Origin of the sequence: Marinimicrobium sp. ARAG 43.8, assembly GCF_050113635.1 — a bacterium.
Lineage (GTDB): Bacteria > Pseudomonadota > Gammaproteobacteria > Pseudomonadales > Cellvibrionaceae > Marinimicrobium.
The window spans coordinates 295814-315281 of the sequence record NZ_JBNJLT010000005.1 but is presented as its reverse complement, the minus strand read 5'-3'; the positions used below and the strand labels follow the sequence as shown (position 1 = coordinate 315281).

Here is a 19468-nt window from a genome sequence, read left to right as displayed (position 1 = left end):
TAGGCGCCAATGGGAAACCTGGGCCGCCTCGTTTTATGTTACTGTAAACCCATAAATCGGTGCATTTTCACTGTTTGATACGGACAAGAGTTATGAACGATCAATTCAATCAACGCAACGCGGCCTGGCGCTCTGCCCAGCAGTGGCGTGCGCGGGCACAATCCAGCTCACGCTGGCGTGGGCCAAAACTATTTCTGGCCTGGCTGGTGTTTGGCGTAATGATGATAATCGGGCTCGTTGTGGCGCTGGTTTTCCTGTTGGTGGGATGGCTGGCCATGCCGTTCTTGCGCCGTCGAATGCGCAAGCGCACCGAAGAGATGCGCGCCCGTGCGGAACAGGCTGCTCGCCATGGCCGGGGCGACACCCGGCGGAGTCGGGGCAACGTCATTGAGGGCGATTATTCTGTGGAAAGCAATGATGGCCAGAGTGATCCCAAGCGTTAATGATCGTTAAGCTAATGACTTTTGATAAGCCCCTCCGTTCCTTTCTTCCGTATGCCCGCCTTTGCTTTTTGGCGGGTTTTTGCTGGTTGCTAACCAGCTGCGCGGCCTGGCGTCCGGAGGTCAGTGAAGCGGCCTGGCCCGACTCGATACCGCCACGGGCCGAGTTCGCGGCACTGTATGAAGAGGATGACGCGAACCGGGCGGTGCAATCCGAGCGCGAATATCTGCTCTGGATCAAACGGTTCTATGTGGGCTGGCGGCTGTACGGCCAAGGCTGGAACGATCTCGTTCCGGATGTGATGGCGCACGTTGCCGATCCGTTGGCTCGCCTGGAACTGACTCGTGAGTTGAACGACACGGGCAAAATTATTGCCGGGGAGTGGGCCAAGGACGTGGACTCGCGGCGCATTGAAACCCGCCATCTGGCCATTTGGGGTGAAGCGATGCGCGAGGCGGTGGTGCGCGGCGACCCGGAAGACATGGTGCGCCGCATTATTGCCGATGTGAACGACCTGATGGATCAGACGTTGTCGCGAGACGCCATTGACGATGATCGCTACTATGCGGTCGACGCCAACGACGTATTTCGTTAAGCCGGCTGTGCGGCGGCCTGTTGCATGCCACTGAACACCTGCTTTACGTAGGATTGCAACACCGCCGGGGGCTGGTCCAGCAAGCGGTCCAGGTCACGGTGTGGCTCAGCCGCTTGTGCCTGTCTGCCTTCACCTTCCTGTTCGCTTCCATCGCTCGGCTGACGTCGATCACTGACAAACTGGCGGGCGGCGGCCTCCAGTATTTCGCTGAACACCACCGGTTGTTCGAAATACGCCTCCGGATGCTTCTGGCAATACTGGGTGAACACATACAGTGCCTCGACGACGGCACTTTTGTAGTAGCCGGGATGCAGCTGCTGGGTAAGCCGGTCAATCAACTGGGCGAAACTTTCCTCGCCGGACGTCATAGAGCTGCGCACGAGTTCGCAATCCAGAGTAGAGTCGTCACTGTCCCGGTCACCGAACTCCAAAATGGTAGCGTGGGACAGACTCTGCCAGATCGCTTTGAGAAAATCATTGTCCAAACGTGTTACCAGCCCCCGCGAGAGGCGCCATTCAAACCAGTCGGCGTCCACCGCATGCGACTGAATGGCGTCGCTGATTGATAATCCCTGATTCGCGCGTGCTTCCAGACCGGCGCTGAGGCTGACCTCTTCCGAAAAAATTCGCCGCTGGTAAGTCAGGATATCTACCAACCGTTGCATCACAGCGGAGGGAGGCAGAATACCCAGTTCATCCAATGAGCAGAAGTCATCGCTGATGTGTCCCTGACGCAAACATAACTGCATAAAGCGATGCAAATGAATGGAGCGCAGGCCGTCAAACAGTTCAGGATGGGTTCTTACCAGCGAACCGATTTGGGCGAGCATTTCCTGGGCCAGTGTGCGCTCTACCGGGTCGCTATAGGTGCGCTGTAATCCGTCCATTAATTCATCGTTGTTCAAGTGAGCGCTGACCATGAATTCGTGGCCGGGGTCCCCGAGCGCAATGCGCAGATGGCGTACAGCCAACACGGACAGGCTGCCGGCAAGGTCGCGATGAAAGCGTTCCAGTGCGGCAAAACAAAACCGCGCCAGCAACCAGCGATTCAACTCCCGCGCCTGGCGGTAGAGCGTTTCAAGCCACTGTTGCACCGTCATGGGTTGGCCCTGGTGTTGACCAATTACATCGCCCAACGGGCGATTCTTCAGGAAGTGTTGCAGTTGATCGTAGACCTCATGCTCCGGTGCTTGCGCAAACATTTCCCACAGCGCTTGTGCGTTATCGTCCAACTGATCCCAGTGGCTGCGGCACTGCCGACAGGGGCGAGGCTCCTGGGCACTCAGGGAAAGATCATGAATACTCAACTGATTCACGCGAGAGGCGCGGTAAGCGAGGTTGGCCGATGCGTATCCCACATGCTCGTGTTCGGTGCGCAATTGCAGGGCGCGAATCGCACCTAATAAATGCTCCAGATTCGGCATCTGGCACAACTCGTGCGTCAGCAACAGCGTGAAAACCGCCACCTCCTGATTGATCCAGTGTTTGCGGATGTGTTCAATCTCATGGGCCAGGCTGTCACTGAACCAGCGTGCATCGTACAGTCGGTAATCATTGTCTTCGCTTTGCAGCCAGGACAGACTTAAATACACCTTGCCGTTGATTTGGTACGTCTGCGAGCTGGCCAGGCTTTGCAGGCGTCGAGCGGGTCGACCACTCAACCCCAGCGCCGCGTTCGCCCCGACGCTGCCGTAGGCTTTGACCAGCTCGGGGGCGGACAGGGCGGTGATCGGCTGAATATCCTGCAACGTCTCGGCGATGACGCCGTGTTCGGACAGGTTTTTCTTGGTGGTGTCGTTGTCGGTGAGCACGACCAGGGCAATATGGGATTTGATAAATCGTGTACCGCGCTGCCGCAACGACAGCGGATCAAGGTGGGTCGGCTCCAGAAGTCCTTCGTGCAACATCAACCCTGTCCAGTACAAACTTTGTGCCCACACCAGCGGCACATTGTCGTTGGGACGGCGAACCTGTGAACCGGGTTGTTTTTTCTCAGCGGCAATGTTTTCTTTGGGCAGGTAGTACAACTCCGGCAACAGTTGGGTGCCGTTGCTGTTGACCATCAGGGAATCAAGTTTTTTCCGATAGTGACGCGCCGTGGTCTCGTTGCCATCGAACAATGCCTGAATGTACAAATACGTGAAAAACAGGGGCCACTCGGATTCAATGTGTTCAAAGTTCACCAGCTCGGAGTGCTCGTAGTAAATGCGTGAGGTTTCCTCAATCGCCGTCTGGTGGCCGTCCCAGATAAAGCGCTTGCAGCCGTAAGCGCCGCCGAGTTTGGCGAGCACATCATCCCGGGTGCGGGTGACCAGTTGTTCGCTGCTGACGGCAAACGCGGGAAAACCAATAATGCTGAGCAACGCACTGTCCACTTCCTTGGACACGGACTCTCTCGGCAACAGCGAGGCCAGCGTGGTGCGGGCCAGCGAAATCGCATCCGCCACCACGTGAATGGTGGCGCGCTTGTCGGCGTTGGCGCCGAACAGGTTAAACCCATCGAGCGCTTGCAGCGCGGCCTTGGCCATGCCGACCGAACTGGCGTTAATTTCGGTCTTGCCATTGTTGATTTTGTTACCGCGTTCCCAGATGCCGTAGTCCGGCGTGCGGTAAGCGCTGGAAATGTAGTAAACCAGGTTTTGCACGAAGTCGACTTCGCTGAAAGTCGTCACAATACGCAGGCCGGAGGCGGTCATTTGGGCCAGCATCAACAGGTAGAGTGACGTGGCATCGATCTGCAAATGCCCCCAGGCGTCGTCCGCCACTACGGTCAGTCCCGTTTCGGTGTCGTATTTGGCGTGCAGGGCATCCTTGGGGTCCAGAGAGCCTTTGAATGCCTCGACCTTGGCGGACTGTCGCATCATGGCCTGGAGCAGCCCCCGCATCAGCTTGATGGTGGCCTGTTCCAGTTGATCGCTCCGGTTCTGGTCACCCGCATGGCGCAGGGCCATGCCCAGCGCCCAGACACAGATCACGGAGTAGACATTGTCGCGCACCCACGCATCGGTGTAGTCGCCGTGGTGATTGACGCTGGTGCTGGCGGGAAGCAGCCCCGTAACAGGGTGCTGGCGACTGAGAATGACTGTTTCGATATCCTGAAACAGTCGGTTGAGTACCGATTTGCTGTTCATAGGCCCACCTGACTCCGAGCGGGAAAGCGTCTTCAGTATATTGATAGAATACTCTGGCGGATATGACAATCTTTCCGGTTGTCTGAGGCTTTTAATGCCTCGTCATCCACCACTTAAGCAAGCATAAACTGTGCCCAGCCGCCGTGCCGGACCACCTTTCGGGAGTCGTTGTGAACAAACCCGTCGACATTCAGTCTTCCAGCCAGTCCCCCGGCCAGCTCCAGGGGCCGGCCAGCCTGGATGACCCGCTGTATTACCGGCGCAACTTCGAGTGGGTGCTGCACTGGGTGCGGGAACGGTACAACGATCTTCTTCCAGAACGTGAAGCCGGGTTTATCGAAGACGTTCTGGCGCTGCCGGAGGCGAGTCGCGGTTTATTGGTGCGTCTGGTCATGCGCAAGGGCGAGTGGTTTCGACCGGATTCACTGAATTACCCGGAACTTGGCGATCTGTCGGAGGCCGCCGCGCCTTTATTGGAAAAGGGATGGCTGGCCGAAGAGGACTGCCTCTCGATGGAATCCTTGTTTGCTGTGCTCACCTGGCCCCGCCTCAAGCCGCTGTTGCAAACCACCTTTGCCGAGGCGGGCATTCCCTCCAGTACCTCAAAGGCACAGGCATTGGCCATGTTGGAAGCGGAGCAATGGCCGGATCGAAACGCCCGCGAGTGGGGGCTGGAGGCCGGGGCGCTCTGGCATTTGACCGTGATGCCCCAATGCGACCGCGTGCGCTGGCTGTTTTTCGGTAACGCCTATCAGGATTGGTCCGAATTTGTGCTGACCGAACTGGGGTTGTTCGATTACGAGCCCGTGGCGTTTGATGAGCAGATTCGTCCCATGCACTCGGAAGCCGAGTTGCTGCATTATTGGGCACTGCTGGAGTGCCGCGCCGCCTGGGAGGAAGACCTGTCGCCGGAAGCCATTCTGCCCCGGCTGCCGACGGCCCCCACGCAGAATCCCTGGCTGAAACGCCACTACCACCGGCTGCTGTTCAAACTGGGGCGGGAGTGGGAGCGCCTCGGGGAGCTGACGCAGGCGAGGGCGCTCTACGAAACCTGTACCTACCCAGGCGCACGCGGTCGTCTTCTGCGTGTGCTGGAGCGACAGGAAGCGTTTGATTTCGCGCTGGCACGAGCCGAAACCGCCGCGCAAAACCCCGAGAGCGATGCCGAAGCACAACAACTGGAACGGCTACTGCCCCGGCTGCGCCGCAAACTGTTTGGGGAAAAAACGCCGCGTTCACCCGCCCCGGATGTGCCGGTCACGCAATACGTTTTACCGCGATCCGACTCCGTGGAGCGCTCCGTGTTGCTGCATTTGAGTACACCCGAGGCCCCGGTGTTTTACGTGGAGAACACGCTGATGGTCAGCCTGTTTGGGCTGTTGTGCTGGGAGCCGGTGTTTCAGCCACTGCCGGGTGCTTTTTTCCACCCCTTTCAGCGAGGTCCAGCGGACTTAACCTGGCCAGAGTTTTACGCCCGGCGGGCCGACGCTTTCGATGCTTGTTTGGCGTCGTTGGATGACGGTTCCTATCGCGAGAAGATCGTACAGGTATACGGACAGAAGTGGGGGCGACAGTCTCCGTTTGTGTTCTGGGGCGCTCTGGATGAGCCGTTACTGCATTTGGCTTTGAAATGTTTGCCAGCGTCGCATCTGAAACTCTGCTTCCAGCGTTTGTTGCGTGACGTCAAGGCCAACCGGGCCGGATTCCCCGACTTGATTCGCTTCTATCCTGACGAGAGCCGCTACGAGATGATCGAAGTCAAAGGGCCCGGTGACCGCCTCCAGGATAACCAGAAGCGTTGGCTGGCATTTTTTGTCGAGCATGGCATGCCCGTGTCAGTCTGCTACGTCACCTGGCAGGACGGAAACACGGATGACTGAGCACTACACGGTATCGGTGCGGGCATTGTGCGAGTTTACCGCAAAAGCCGGAGATCTCGATCTGCGCTTTACCCCGTCGCCCACGGCGCGCGAGGGCATGGAGGGACACCAGATTGTGACGCGCCGGCGCGGCGGAACGTATCGAACGGAGGTGTTCCTGAGTGGCCACTATGAAGAACTGACCGTGCGGGGCAGGGCGGATGGCTATGACCCAGAGCGAAACCGCCTGGAGGAAATCAAGACCTTTCGCGGTGATCTGGCCTTGATGCCCGCCAACCACCGGGAGCTGCACTGGGCCCAGGCCAAGCTGTACGGCTGGCTGCTGTGCCAGTCGGAGGCGCTGGCACAGCTGGATATTGCTCTGGTGTATTTTAATGTGGTTTCTCAACAAGAGGATTTGCTAAAGGAATCCTTTAATAGCAATGAGTTAGAGAATTTCTTTAAAGAAAAATGTAAGGAATTTTTAAGTTGGGCGCGCCAGGAATTACACCACCGCGAGGCGCTTCACCAGTCGGCGACGGCCCTGGATTTTCCTTATGCCACGTTCCGCCACGGCCAGCGGCCACTGTCCGAGGCGGTTTATCGGGGCGCGGCCAGCGGCCGATGCCTGTTGGCGGAAGCGCCAACGGGTATCGGTAAAACGCTGGGCACACTCTTTCCTCTGGTAAAAGCCATCGCACCGCAGCGGCTGGATAAACTGCTGTTTCTGACAGCCAAAACGCCGGGACGGCAATTGGCGCTGGAAAGCGCGGCAAAACTTAACCTGCCGGAGCTGCGGACTCTGGAGCTGGTGGCCCGGGAAAAGAGCTGCGAGCATCCGGATAAAGCCTGTCACGGCGAGTCCTGCCCGTTGGCAGAAGGCTTTTATGACCGGCTGCCTGCGGCGCGGCAAGACGCAGTGCACGAGACAGTGCTCGACCAGGCGCGTCTGCGCGAGCTGGCGTTAAAACACCATATCTGCCCCTATTACCTTTCTCAGGAAATGGCGCGCTGGAGCGATCTGGTCATCGGTGATTACAACTACTTTTTCGATCAGAGCGCCATGCTTTACGCGCTCACCACCCAGCAAGGCTGGCGCACGGCGGTACTGGTGGACGAAGCGCACAACCTGGTGGAACGCGCCCGCAGTATGTATTCCGCCAGCCTGGATCAACACGTCTTTCGGGCAGTCAAGAAGCAGGCCCCCAAGGCGCTCAAGACCGCACTGGAGCGTGTGAACCGGCAGTGGAACGCCCTGAACCGTGAGCAGCCTGAGGGAGAGGCGTTCATCGTGCAGGCCGGTTTGCCGGAGGCATTGCTCCAGAGCTTGCAGCTGGCCACCGCCGCCATCAGCGACTACCTGACGGAGCACCCGTTTGCCCTCGACAGTGATTTGATGCGGTTTTACTTTGATGCCACGCAATTTATCCGGGTGGCGGATCTCTTCGACGACGTGCACTTTCTCTGCGACGTCGAATGGGGTTCATCGCGAGGGTCCAGCAGTCGCCGCGCCAGGGGGACGGTGGTGAGTTTACGCAACCTGGTGCCCAGCGAACGGCTGCGCCCCAGATTTGAAGCGGCCCACAGCGCCACCCTGTTTTCCGCCACGTTGCAACCGTCCCGTTACTACCGGGATTTGCTGGGGCTGCCCGACAACACCGTGGCCATGTCCATGCCATCACCTTTTAAAGCCGGGCAGTTGCGCGTTCACATTGCCCGTCACATTTCCACACGCTACGCGGATCGGGAAGCGTCGGTCGCCCCGATTGCCGCGCTGATTCATGAGCAATACCAGCGGCAGCCGGGTAACTATCTGGCGTTTTTCAGCAGTTATCACTACTTGCAGCAAGTGCAGGACTACCTGCAGGCGCATTACGCGAGCCTGCCCGTTCGGGCACAGCGACGGCAAATGAGCGAAGCGGATCGCCAGGCCTTTGTCGAGCAGTTTCACAGCGAGGGGCAGGGCATCGGGCTGGCCGTGCTGGGCGGCGCATTTGGCGAGGGCATTGATCTACCCGGCCAGCGATTGATCGGCGCGTTTGTGGCGACGCTGGGCCTGCCACAAGTGAACCCGATTAATGAAGCCTTGAAGGCACGGCTGCATACCTTGTTTGGAGAAGGCTACAACGACACCTACCTGTACCCGGGCTTGCGCAAGGTTGTTCAAGCGGCCGGGCGTGTGATTCGCAGCGAGCAGGATTCCGGCGTGGTGTATCTGATTGATGATCGCTTTTGCCGCAACGAAGTACAACGCCTGCTGCCGGACTGGTGGACGCCAACTGAGGGACAGTGACTCGTTTCACAGTTCAACACATCCCTTTTGGAAACCCGGTGAAATTCCGGCAGAATCCGCCGCGTGTTCTTAATCGCAGAGTCATGTCGGTGCATGTTTTATGGAGATCGAATAGGTGGCGTCGTCAAAATCCCGTTGTCCCCACTGTGTCACCTACACGCTGGTTGAATCCCGTGTAGCGCGTCAGCGTGTTCTCGAATGCCGTGACTGCAAAGGCGTGTGGTTTGAAGACGGTTCATTGAACCGTGCCATCGTGCATAAACACGACAATATTGAGCGCTACAACCACGAGGAATTCCTGGGCGACAAAGTCGGCCTCGGTGACCGGCTGTGTCTGCGGTGCAGCAAGTTTATGGAGCGCTTTCATCTTCTCGAACAATACGAGGTGGAGGTGGACTGCTGCCCAACGTGCAATGGCATCTGGCTCGACCGGGAAGAGGTGCAGGGTGCCCTGCATTCGCCCCAGATGCAGCGGGCATTGAATCATCTGAAGCAATCGGTGAGCTGGCGCTCCTGGGTGTTTCAGTTTTTGACGCGCATGCCTGTTGAGTACAACCTCAAGCCGCACATCACACCCTGGATGACCTGGAGCATCATAGCGCTGTGTACGATCCTCTTTGTGGTGGGTCAGTTTTCGGCGGATCTCGAACTGCGCCTGTTAATGACACTGGGCTTCAACAGCGAAACACCGAACGGCTTGTTGCAAACGGCACAGTTGGTCACCAGTCAGTTTATGCACGGCAGCTGGTTGCATCTGATCGGCAATATGTATTTCCTCTGGATCGTTGGCGATAATGTGGAGGATGCGGTGGGCCATTGGCGTTATCTCGCGCTCTATCTCGTGTCGGGTGTGGTCGCCGCGCTGACCGAGTGGGCGTTTTTCGATACCGGTTCCGGGCCGTTGTTATTGGTCGGTGCCAGTGGCGCGATTGCCGCGCTGTTTGGTATGTACCTGGTGTGGTTCCGCTATGCCAGCCTGACGTTCATGGTCTTTGTATTCCAGGTGAAAGTGGCACCGCACTGGTACTTCCTGATCTGGAGCGGAACCAACATCCTGGGAATGTGGATGGGCGATGTAGGCGTAGCCTATTGGGCGCACCTCGGTGGATTTGCGTTTGGCTTGCTCGTTGGTTTGCTAATGAACCGGTGGGTGAGGGCGCGCAACCCTATGCTTGATCTGTTAAACCGCCCGGAAATTCACCTGGATCGTTTCAAGCGTTTTCGCGCGCGGTTACAGGGAGAAAAGCCCGCCCGGTGAAGGTCGGGCTGCTTGACGACGCAGCCGGTTTACGCCGCGTTCGCTCGGCTGTACTCACTCACGATCTGATCCACCCATTGTTGAATGCGTTGATCGGTGAACTCGAACTGCTGATCCTCGTCGATGGCCAGTCCGCAAAAGAGGGAATTATCCGCATTCACCGCTTTGGACTCGTCGAAGTCGTAACCGTCGGTGGGCCAGGCGCCGATGGTTTGCGCACCGGCTTTCAGCACGCGCTCATTCAGCCAGCCCATGGCGTCGAGAAAGTAAAACCCGTAGCCAAATTGATCGCCCAACCCGTACAGCGCCACCGTTTTACCGCTGAGTCGGCTGGAGAGGATGTCTTCTTCGAAGTTCTCCCAGTCGGCCTGAATACCGCCAAAATCCCAGGTAGGAATCCCCATAATCAGCATATCAAACGCCTCAAGCTGCTCGGCGGAAACGTCCACCACATTGATCATGTCGGCGTGGATGCCGTGAGCCGCTAGAGCGGTACAAATTTTATCGCCAACTTCTTCGGTGTTCCCGGTATCGGTGCCAAAAATCAGTGCTACGTTCGCATTATGTAAGGATGAATCGTGCAAGGAAGACAAAATAAAACTCCTGTGATCACACCCACGCCAATGGGATTCAGCTAATGTAATGATAATTATTATCAATAAAGCCGACTTATGCCACAGGAGTTACATTTGTTACAAAATCACCGGATAACCCACAGGAGGTCCGGCCGGTAAAGCTGTAAAATCCAGCCACTAACTCTACATCTCATTGATTTTAAAGGAAAATATTGGACATCTAGAAGCAATCCTGGATCACCTCCCGCTTACGTGGCCGGTTCGTCATATTGGCGCCGGTTTTCAGCCATTAGGCGCTCAATCATATCGTTCTTAACCGATAGCTCAGCCTCCAGTTTGGCCTGGCTGACGGTAAAATCTTGCACCTTGCTTTGCGCCGATTCAAGGCGTTGCGTCAGCTCATCAATTTGCGAGGCCTGGCGCTGAGCGCTGTCGGCGTACTGCTGCAGATCCGTCGACTGGGTTTGCAATTGCTTATTGGCATCTTCAAGCTTCGCGTCAGTCCGATTAAGCTTCGATTCGAGGTCCTGTGTTGCTTTGCGTGCAGCGCTCAGCTCGCTGACCAAGCGCGCGTTGTCCTTGTTGAGCTGCGTTAAATCGCCCTGCTTGACGGAAATTGTCTGGTTTAACGTGCGAATCTCGGCCTGAAGCTGCTGAATTTGTTGCTCATGCCGGCGCTGATCCTGATCCCTCTGCTCTTTCACCGATTCACGATAATGCTCCAGTGCCTCCCGGCTGTGACGGTGCTTTTCCTCAAGGGATTCGATATGAGCCTGCTTTTCCTTGAGCAGCGCCGCCCTGCTGGCCTCGCGCTGACCCACCTCGTTGAGCTGTTTATCTAAGGCATCGCAGGCCGCGGATTTGGCAGCCAATTGCTCACTCGTCTCATCAAGGCGCGATTTCAACGCTGTCTGCTGATCGGCCAGTTGGCCAGCCTCTTGAGTGAGCGCGGCGCAGCGGTCAGAGAGCTCTTTGATCCGGTGTTCATAGCGGCTTTTACTTTCATCGATGATGTCGTGTGCCTCTTCCTGTAGGCGCGATGCCAGGCGCGCAATGAGGTCCTTAATGGGCTGGCTCAATAGGGCCTCATCATCGAGTCTGGTGGACGCCTCCTCCTCCAGCTCTTTGAGATAGCGATGAATCGTTGATTTGGAGCCGGTATTACCGAGCTCTATGCGTATCGCGTCAATGGAGGGGTTTTCTCCCCTGGCTAGAACGGCCTGATGGGCCTTGGCCACCAATGCTTTGTTGATACCGCCACGAGCCATGCTGTCCTCTCCTGTTTATTTCGTACTGTGATACGTAATATGTATATACGTACTATATTAGGCGGTAATGGGAGCTTTGAATAGACCTAATTTAACCCAAGATAATAAAGCATTATCTGATGTTAGAACGTTTTTTGCGCAAACCGACGCCAAAATCTGTACAGGTACAGATGTTTCCAGACCAAGTAAGTCATGAAGAGGTTGCTGCAAACCGCTAGCCCTGACTTCAAATCCCTTGATCTTCAAGGTGATGCGGGCATGGCTCTACTCCACACAACTCAAGAGATGACCTCGACTTCGAAGGCCTATCCGCTCTACAAGGAAGTCATCGCCTACGGCTTGTCGAAGGCGGCTAGCGGACCGTGACAGCCAGACGCGCGGTCCCGTAAACGGGAAAGGAGTTGTATTGTCTGATTGCTTGCAAGTAAACTCAACTACATGAAGAAAAGCTCTCTGATCCTGTTTTTAATGCTGGTAGCCGTCGCGAACCTCGTGTTCGCGGCGGATTTGCATGAGCTGGCGACGGGAGACGAGGCGGCGTTGGAACATTTGGCTAGCGCTGACGGTAACGTCAGCGCCGACCACGCCAACCACTCTCATCCCCCTGGGGGTAGCTGCGTTCACAGCCATAGCTGTCACGCCCACGCCCATCTGTTTTTCGTTGAGACGGGCGGGTATGGATCTCACCTGCCCACCGGTCACCGCTGGCAGGCGGAACAACTGCCGTTACCCCCTCAGCATTTTATGGCACCGGATGTGCCCCCTCCCATTGCCTGATTTCACTCCCTAGAGATCCTCTGTCGATTGTTCTTGCCCGGCGCTTGACCCGGTGCAGATCGGCACATTTCTACCACTGAAATATCAGGCAGGTAACACATGTTTCACTCTCTATTCACCCGTCCGTCCGGGCGGCATGGGGTATTGGGGCTCTGGGCTTTGCTGCTGGCCATGGCCGCCGCGCCCGCCGGAGCGGGTTCAGCCCCCCTATCGCTGAACGAAGCGTTGGCCCACACACTGGAACGCCATCCCGAGCTGGCGCAGTTTCCCTACCGTCGGCGCGCCGCAGAGGCCCGTGAGCTCCAGGCGGGTTTGATCCCCAATCCGGAACTGGCCGTTGAAGTGGAAAACATCGGCGGCAGCGGCCGCTTTGCCGGTACGGACTCGGCCGAAGCCTCGCTGGTGCTGAGCCAACTGATCGAATTGGGCGGTAAGCGCGGACGGCGCGAGGAGGTCGCCCGCTACCGCACCGATCTGGTGGACAGCGACTACCGGCAAGTCCGCTGGCAGGTGCTCGCGGAAACTGTACGCCGCTTTCTCAGCGTTGCCGAAGCCCAGCAAAACATCCAACTGGCGGAGCTGTCGCTGGAACTGGCGCGGGAAAGCCGGGAGACCATCCGGCAGCGTGTCCAGGCGGGAACAACAAGTGACGCCTCACTTCAACGCTCGGCCATTGCGGTCACACGGGCCGAGCTCGCCGTAGACTCGGCCCGGCAGCAACTGGCGTCCGCGCGAGTGGCGCTGGCCGCTCAGTGGGGAGAGAGCGAGCCGGATTTTGAACAGGTCCGCGCCGACTTGTACCAACTTGTGGCACTGCCTGAGTTCAACCAGGTTCGTCGTCACCTGGAAAACGCGCCGCAACTGTCCCGCTATATCACCGAAAGACGACTGCGCGAAGCGGAATTGCAACTGGCGCGGGCCCGGGGTCGGCAGGACCTTCGGGTCGGAGTAGGCGTCAAGCAGGTGCAGGAAACCAACGACCACGCCTTTACCCTAAGCCTGTCCATGCCGCTCGGCGTCAGCGATCGCAACCAGGGCGAAGTCCGAGCCCGTCGGGCGGAATACGAGCAACTAGCGCTGGAAGAGAAAGCCACTCGGGTGCATTTGATGGCCCGAATCCAGCGGCTTTACCAGGAACTTGAGGTGTTTCGTAGCACCGCGCTTCGCTTGCGAGGTGAGGCACTGCCTTCGGCGCGCGCCGCGCTTGACAGCATTCGCAGAGGTTATCGGGAGGGCTTGTATACCTATCTTGAACTGGTGGACGCTCGGCGGGAACGTCTGGCGGTAGAGCGTGATGCCCTCAAGGCGGCCGTCAATTTCCACCAAACGCTGGTAACGCTGGAACAACTGACTGGCACGGGCCTGACAGGACAGTGGACCTTGGCCCCCAATGGAATCGAGGGGGCCACAGAACCCTACGAAGCGTCTGAACCAGAGCCCCGTCCCTACAATGAACAAGCAGGTGAATCATGAAGCCGTTATCGAATGTCTGGATTTTAACGATCAGTATGATGCTGACCCTATCCGGCGTAAGCATCAACCTACAAGCGCAGGAAGACGATCACGAAGCACACGGTGAAGAAGCCCATGGCGAGCAGGAGCACGGTGCTGATGAGCCCAGTGATCATGAGGAAAGCGGTGCTCACGAGGATCACAGTGAACAAGAAAGTCACAGCAACAAGGAGCAGCACTCTGACCACCAGGGTCATGAAGGCGAGAAAGACCACGAGGAGGCCACTGAGGGCGCGCATGAAGGGCATGGAGGTCACGATGAACACGAAGCGCAGGGCGCCTCTGTTGATGCCGAAACGTTAAAGGCGTTGGGTGGAGAAATCAGAATCGCCGGTCCCGGTACAGTCCGCCAGACGGTCTCCCTGCCCGGTGAAGTTCGCCTGAACAAGGAAACGGTTGCCCGGGTCAGCCCTCGCTACCCGGCCCAGGTTGTCGATGTCAGTGCCCGAATCGGTGATTCCGTGGACGCTGGCGATACATTGGCCGTCGGTGAAAGCTCCCAAACGCTACAGCGATTCCCTCTAAAATCGCTCATACGTGGCACGGTCATCGACCGGTCCGCAACGCTGGGCGAGCAGATCCAGCCTACAGACGCAGCGTTTTTCGTGGCGGACCTCTCAACGCTTTGGGTTGATATTGCGCTCTACCCACGGCAGATAGGGCACGTGCAAAAGGGGCAGCCGGTTCGAATCACCACAGCGTTCGGTCCCGACCCCGTCAATGCCAAGATCGACTACCTGGATCCCGTGGTCAGCGAGCAGGTGCGCACCGGCCTGGCCCGAGTTTTCCTCGACAACGCTTCGGGCAAATGGAAGCCCGGAATGTTCATTGAGGCCGAGGTAACGCTATCCGAGTCGCAAGGGGGCGTGGTGGTTCCACGGACCGCCGTGATTGAGTATGAGGGCCGCCAGGTGGTTTTTGTGCGCGAGGGGGAGAGCTGGCATCCCCGGCCGGTAACGCTCGGGGCAAAAGACCGGGATCAGGTCATCATCCAGTCCGGACTTGAGACGGGTGAACAATACGTCGCCAAAGGCGGGTTCACACTGAAAGCGGATTTGCTCAAGAGCGAATTCGAATCGGGCCACAACCACTAGCACTCGGAGGTTTTTATGCAAGCGATTATTCGAGCCGCGCTGCAAAACCGGCTGCTGGTGGTGGTGATTGCACTGGCCACCGTAATCGGCGGCTATGCCGCCTATCGAAGCCTGCCGGTGGACGCCTACCCGGACATTTCACCCTCGCTGGTACAAGTATTTGTTGAAACCGAAGGGTTGGCCCCTGAGGAGGTCGAAAAGTATGTGACCTACCCTCTGGAAAGCGCCATGAACGGTTTGCCGAAGCTGGATCACGTCCGATCAGTGTCCAACTTCGGCCTGTCGGTAGTGAACATCTATTTCGAGGATGGCACCGACATTTACTTCGCCCGACAACTGGTCAGTGAGCGTTTACAGCAAGCGCGGGAGGCGATTCCCGACGGGTTTGGTGAGCCGGTCATGGGGCCCATTACTACTGGGCTTGGGCAGATTCTGTTCTACGTTCTGGAAGACACCAGCGGCGAGTATAGCCGCACCGAAATGCGTGAAATCCAGGACTGGATCGTCAAGTTCAACCTACAGACGGTCAAGGGCGTGACCGAAGTGCTGTCCATCGGCGGCAACGTCAAACAGTTCCAGGTGCGCATTGATCCCAAGGCGCTGTTGCGCTATGACATCTCCTTGCCGCAGGTCAAACGTCGGATCGAGGCGAACAACGCCAACGCGGGGGCCCAGTTTATCATCCAGAACGACGAGCAATACATCGTTCGCTCCGTCGGTCTGGCAGAAAATCTGGATGACTTGCGCAACATCGTGGTCAAAAGCGTCGATGGTGTGCCGGTCTACCTGCATCAGCTCGGTGACCTGACTATTGGCGGTGAAATTCGTCGGGGGCTGACCACCAAGGATGGCAAAGGCGAAGCCGTGGTCGGCATGGTGCTCAAGCTGATTGGCGCCAACACCTCCAACGTGATCAGTGCCGTGAAGGACGAGCTGGCAACCATCAACGCCAATTTGCCGGAGGGCATTGAAGTCAGTCCGTATTACGATCAGGCACAGCTGGTTGAAGCCGCCGTCTCCACCGTTACCAATGCGTTGTTGCAGGGTATTGCGTTGGTTGCGATCGTGTTGCTCGCCTTTATGGGCGGTTGGCGCCCCAGCCTGGTGGTGGCCTTGTCGATTCCCTTCTCGGTGTGTCTGGCATTAATTGCCATGAAGTGGTTTGGGATTTCCGCCAACCTCATGTCCCTCGGTGGCCTGGCGATTGCCATTGGTATGATGGTGGACGGTGCCGTGGTCGTAGTGGAGAACATTGACCGGCTCTTGCGCGAATCCTCCCCAGATGAGTCGCGCATGCACCTTGTGGCGCGAGCCAGTCAAGCGGTAGCCCGACCGATAGTGTTTGCCATCAGCATTATCATCGTGGTGTTTCTGCCCCTGTTCAGCTTGCAGGGCGTGGAAGGCGCGACCTTCCGACCCCTGGCTTACACCGTGTCGCTGGCCATGGTGGGCTCCCTGATTTTCGCCTTGGTGGTGGCGCCGGTGGCGGCCTCACTGTTAATGCGCCGCCCGAAATCGGCGCAATCGTCCAGTGAGCCCGGCGGCTTGATTGGCTTTATCGCCCGTGGGTACCGACCGCTCCTGAACGGTATTATCCGGCGCCGCTGGATTGGGGTGGCTATCGCCGGTGTTGTCTTAGCCGTCGGGGTGGCTGTCGGTCCGCGTCTCGGTTCCGAGTTTGTGCCCCGATTCAACGAGGGGGATCTGCTGATTCGTGCCACCATGGCCCCCTCCATCTCCCTGGATAAAGCCAAACAGTCCATGACCCTGTTTGAGCGCCAGCTCCTGGAGCGCTTCCCCGAAGTGACCCAGGTAGTAACCCGCTTAGGCCGCGGTGAAGTGGGGGCGCATGCCGACCCGGTGAACAACGCGGAAATCTTTGTCGGGCTAAAACCCAAGGATCAGTGGCAAACGGCGGAGACGCTTGATGGCCTTTACTCCGCCATGAGTGCCGAGTTTGAAGACTTTCCCGGCACCAAGTTTAACTTTACCCAGCCCATTGCCGCCGCCGTGGACGAGCTATTGACCGGGACCAAAGCCGAATTGGCGGCCAAGCTCTTCGGTGACGACCTGACCGTTCTGGATCAGAAGGCAACGGAGATTGCCGAGGTGATGCGTCGAGTCGCTGGCGGGGAAGACGTGCAGAAGGACCAGGTGGGTGGTACGCCCCAGGTGCAAATCAAGTTGGACCGGGAGGCCATTGCCCGCTATAACCTGAATGTGTCGGAGGTGCAGGAAACCATCAGCATTGCCGTGGGTGGTGACAGCGCCGGTCAGGTGTTCGAAGGTATTCGCCGGTTCGATATCTACGTACGCCTGGAAGAGTCTTCAAGAGACCGAACCGACGTCATTCGGGACCTGAAGGTTCGCAACGAACAGGGCCAGCAGATTCCTCTCAGCGAACTGGCCAGCGTGGAAGAAGTGGTTGGTCCACGGCAAGTCACCCGGGAGAACAACCAACGCTTTATCACCGTTCAGGCCAATGTGCGTGGCCGGGATATTGGCTCCTATGTGGCCGAGGCGGACCGGGTCATTGCCGAGCAGGTGGACCTTCCTCCAGGCTATTTCCTGAAATGGGGCGGGCAATTCGAACTTCAGCAGCAGGCCAACAAACGCCTGATGGTGGTGGTTCCGATTACCTTGGCGCTGGTATTTTTCATGCTGTACGCGAACTTCGGTTCACTGCGCAATGCACTGCTGATCATGCTCAATATTCCTCTGGCCCTGGTCGGCGGTATTGTGTCGTTGTGGCTGGCAGGGCTGAGCCTGTCGGTACCGGCCTCCGTGGGTTTTATCGCCCTGTTCGGTATTGCGCTGGAAAACGGCCTGGTACTGGTCAGTTACCTGAACGAGTTGGTGCGCGATGGTGTGCCCATGGCGAAAGCCTGTGTTCAGGGCGCAATGGCGCGCTTGCGTCCGGTCATCATGACCGCTGTCACCACGGGTCTGGGCTTGGCGCCATTGCTGTTTGCCACTGGGACGGGCAGCGAAGTCCAGCGACCTTTGGCAGCCGTGGTTATTGGTGGGCTGGTAACCGCGACCATTCTAACGTTGGTGATTCTGCCAGCTCTCTACCCCTGGTTCGCCGATCGTTCCAACGGCGACAACTCAACGTCTTGAGGTGACACCATGCAAGAGGTAAAAGCTTACATCAAAACGCGTAAACTGGAATCGGTCACTCTGGCGCTGCATCGCCTGGATGGCATTACCGGGATGAGCGTCTCGGAAGTCCGGGGTTTCGGTCGCAGCAAGGCGCAGAGCAGCGCCACGCACCCGATTGCGGGTGCGTCGGAGTTCTCCGAGCATGTGAAGGTGGAGATCGTGTGTCAGGACCACCTCGTCGATGCCGTAGTGGAGCTGCTGAAAACCGAAGCCCATACTGGGCTTAGGGGGGACGGTCGTATCTTTGTTAGCGATATCAGGCGTGCAATCCGCATTCAGGATGGTGTTGAGGATTCAAGCGTCATCTAATGTTGAGTAGCTGGGATGCCACTGGGCATCCCAGCCCTTCTTTCAGATTGTATATTCAAGGGAGCGGCTATCCCATGGGACATGAGCATAACCATAGCACCAAGGCCATGGGCGATAAACGTCTGATTGCTGCAATTGGCGTCAATGCAATCCTGACACTAGCGCAAGTGGTCGGTGGGATACTTTCTGGTAGCCTGTCGCTCATAGCTGACGCACTCCATAATCTGAGCGATGCCGCATCACTCGCGATCGCGCTCATCGCGCGCAAAATCGGTCGCAGACCGCCCGATGCCTTCAAAACCTTCGGCTACCGACGCAGTGAAACCATAGCGGCCTTGATCAACCTGGTCACGCTAGTCATTGTCGGTATGTACCTTGTCTACGAGGCTATAGGACGGCTATTTGCCCCGCAGCCCATCGAAGGCTGGACGGTGGTCGTGGTGGCAGGAATAGCTCTGATTGTAGATCTTGCCACGGCCATACTCACCTACACGATGTCAAAGAACAGCATGAACATAAAGGCCGCGTTCTTGCACAATGTGTCGGATGCGATGGCGTCCGTCGGTGTTGTTATAGCGGGGACCTTGATACTGCTGTATGGCTGGTACTGGACGGACACTGTGCTGACGTTGATGATCGCTGGGTACGTGCTGTGGCAAGGCTTCAGTATGCTACCGAAAACCATTCACTTGCTGATGGAAGGCACACCAAAGGGAGTCTCCATTGATGACGTGATCAGCGCCATGGAGCATGTGGACGATGTTGTGAGCGTCCATCATGTACATGTTTGGGAACTCGCTGAACACACAATCGCACTGGAAGCACATGTTGTCGTAAAGAAGGCCAATCTGCCCGATATTGAACGGGTGAAGACCGATTTAAAGCGTATGCTTCATGACCAATTCGACGTCAGCCACTCAACACTTGAAATTGAGCAGGAAGGCAGTGGCTGTGTCGATACGCAGACCAACAGTAAGCGCGGCGGTGCGTAAGCATGCCCTACGGGTGCTTCCACTTTTGCGTTGGATACCGCCTTACCTGATTAAGGATGCTCCTGACCATTAGCCATTGTTAAAAAACAGCCTCCTCATAGTGGGTCGCTTGGCCGTCAATCGAGAAACCACCTCTTTCCGGGGGTTCGAGTTGCCGAAACGCCGGGCGACGGCGGTTTGAGCAGAGCTGGTTCAAGCTTGT

At 57.5% G+C, this 19468-nt stretch carries 14 protein-coding genes; 11 read left to right on the top strand and 3 right to left on the bottom strand.

Annotation, left to right across the window (positions count from 1 at the left end; translation table 11 throughout):
• Nucleotides 1–92 precede the first annotated feature (92 nt).
• Together ACQCLF_RS12085 and ACQCLF_RS12080 are read left to right on the top strand one after the other, a co-directional pair.
• Complete coding sequence (locus ACQCLF_RS12085; RefSeq protein ID WP_426987585.1) at nucleotides 93–443, top strand: hypothetical protein; 351 nt, start codon at nucleotides 93–95, stop codon at nucleotides 441–443.
• A gap of 86 nt (nucleotides 444–529) precedes the next feature.
• Nucleotides 530–1036 (top strand): hypothetical protein, encoded by a 507-nt coding sequence (locus ACQCLF_RS12080; RefSeq protein ID WP_426987583.1) that lies wholly within the window; start codon nucleotides 530–532, stop codon nucleotides 1034–1036.
• Here ACQCLF_RS12080 and ACQCLF_RS12075 read toward each other — a convergent pair.
• Nucleotides 1033–4167 carry a glycoside hydrolase family 15 protein gene (locus ACQCLF_RS12075; RefSeq protein WP_426987581.1) on the bottom strand — a complete coding sequence of 1045 codons (3135 nt, stop codon included), beginning with the start codon at nucleotides 4165–4167 and terminating at the stop codon, nucleotides 1033–1035. The genes ACQCLF_RS12080 and ACQCLF_RS12075 overlap by 4 nt on opposite strands.
• A 170-nt stretch (nucleotides 4168–4337) precedes the next feature.
• Between ACQCLF_RS12075 and ACQCLF_RS12070 the strand changes: the two genes are divergently transcribed.
• From ACQCLF_RS12070 to ACQCLF_RS12060, 3 genes are all read left to right on the top strand, one after another.
• The gene (locus tag ACQCLF_RS12070; protein ID WP_426987579.1) at nucleotides 4338–6047 is read left to right on the top strand and encodes a VRR-NUC domain-containing protein; all 1710 of its coding nucleotides are present in this window, start codon (nucleotides 4338–4340) and stop codon (nucleotides 6045–6047) included.
• Nucleotides 6040–8319, top strand: a complete 2280-nt coding sequence (locus ACQCLF_RS12065; RefSeq protein WP_426987577.1) for an ATP-dependent DNA helicase — start codon at nucleotides 6040–6042, stop codon at nucleotides 8317–8319. The genes ACQCLF_RS12070 and ACQCLF_RS12065 overlap by 8 nt, the downstream gene beginning before the upstream one ends.
• A gap of 115 nt (nucleotides 8320–8434) precedes the next feature.
• Nucleotides 8435–9577 (top strand): rhomboid family intramembrane serine protease, encoded by a 1143-nt coding sequence (locus ACQCLF_RS12060; RefSeq protein ID WP_426987575.1) that lies wholly within the window; start codon nucleotides 8435–8437, stop codon nucleotides 9575–9577.
• A 29-nt stretch (nucleotides 9578–9606) separates the two neighbouring features.
• Here the strand turns inward: ACQCLF_RS12060 and ACQCLF_RS12055 are convergent, their stop codons facing one another.
• On the bottom strand, nucleotides 9607–10170 hold the full coding sequence (locus tag ACQCLF_RS12055; RefSeq protein ID WP_426987573.1) for a flavodoxin: 564 nt from the start codon (nucleotides 10168–10170) through the stop codon (nucleotides 9607–9609).
• Nucleotides 10171–10400: 230 nt separating this feature from the next.
• Entirely contained in the window at nucleotides 10401–11420 is a 1020-nt protein-coding gene (locus tag ACQCLF_RS12050; RefSeq protein ID WP_068810574.1) for a DNA-binding protein, read from the bottom strand.
• Between the two features lie 438 nt (nucleotides 11421–11858).
• On the opposite strand from ACQCLF_RS12050, the gene ACQCLF_RS12045 reads away from it, so the two are divergent.
• The 6 genes from ACQCLF_RS12045 to ACQCLF_RS12020 all read left to right on the top strand — a co-directional run bounded on the left by ACQCLF_RS12045 (nucleotide 11859) and on the right by ACQCLF_RS12020 (nucleotide 19266).
• A complete protein-coding gene (locus ACQCLF_RS12045; protein WP_426987571.1) occupies nucleotides 11859–12197 on the top strand; it encodes a hypothetical protein in 339 nt (112 codons plus the stop codon).
• A 99-nt stretch (nucleotides 12198–12296) separates the two neighbouring features.
• Complete coding sequence (locus ACQCLF_RS12040; RefSeq protein WP_426987569.1) at nucleotides 12297–13670, top strand: TolC family protein; 1374 nt, start codon at nucleotides 12297–12299, stop codon at nucleotides 13668–13670.
• Nucleotides 13667–14803 carry an efflux RND transporter periplasmic adaptor subunit gene (locus tag ACQCLF_RS12035; RefSeq protein ID WP_426987567.1) on the top strand — a complete coding sequence of 379 codons (1137 nt, stop codon included), beginning with the start codon at nucleotides 13667–13669 and terminating at the stop codon, nucleotides 14801–14803. Before ACQCLF_RS12040 ends, ACQCLF_RS12035 begins: the two co-directional genes overlap by 4 nt.
• 15 nt (nucleotides 14804–14818) lie before the next feature.
• A complete protein-coding gene (locus ACQCLF_RS12030; RefSeq protein ID WP_426987565.1) occupies nucleotides 14819–17923 on the top strand; it encodes an efflux RND transporter permease subunit in 3105 nt (1034 codons plus the stop codon).
• Between the two features lie 9 nt (nucleotides 17924–17932).
• Nucleotides 17933–18274, top strand: coding sequence for a P-II family nitrogen regulator (locus ACQCLF_RS12025; protein WP_068810571.1), 342 nt, complete (start codon nucleotides 17933–17935; stop codon nucleotides 18272–18274).
• A 74-nt stretch (nucleotides 18275–18348) separates the two neighbouring features.
• The gene (locus tag ACQCLF_RS12020; RefSeq protein WP_068810610.1) at nucleotides 18349–19266 is read left to right on the top strand and encodes a cation diffusion facilitator family transporter; all 918 of its coding nucleotides are present in this window, start codon (nucleotides 18349–18351) and stop codon (nucleotides 19264–19266) included.
• Nucleotides 19267–19468 lie beyond the last annotated feature (202 nt).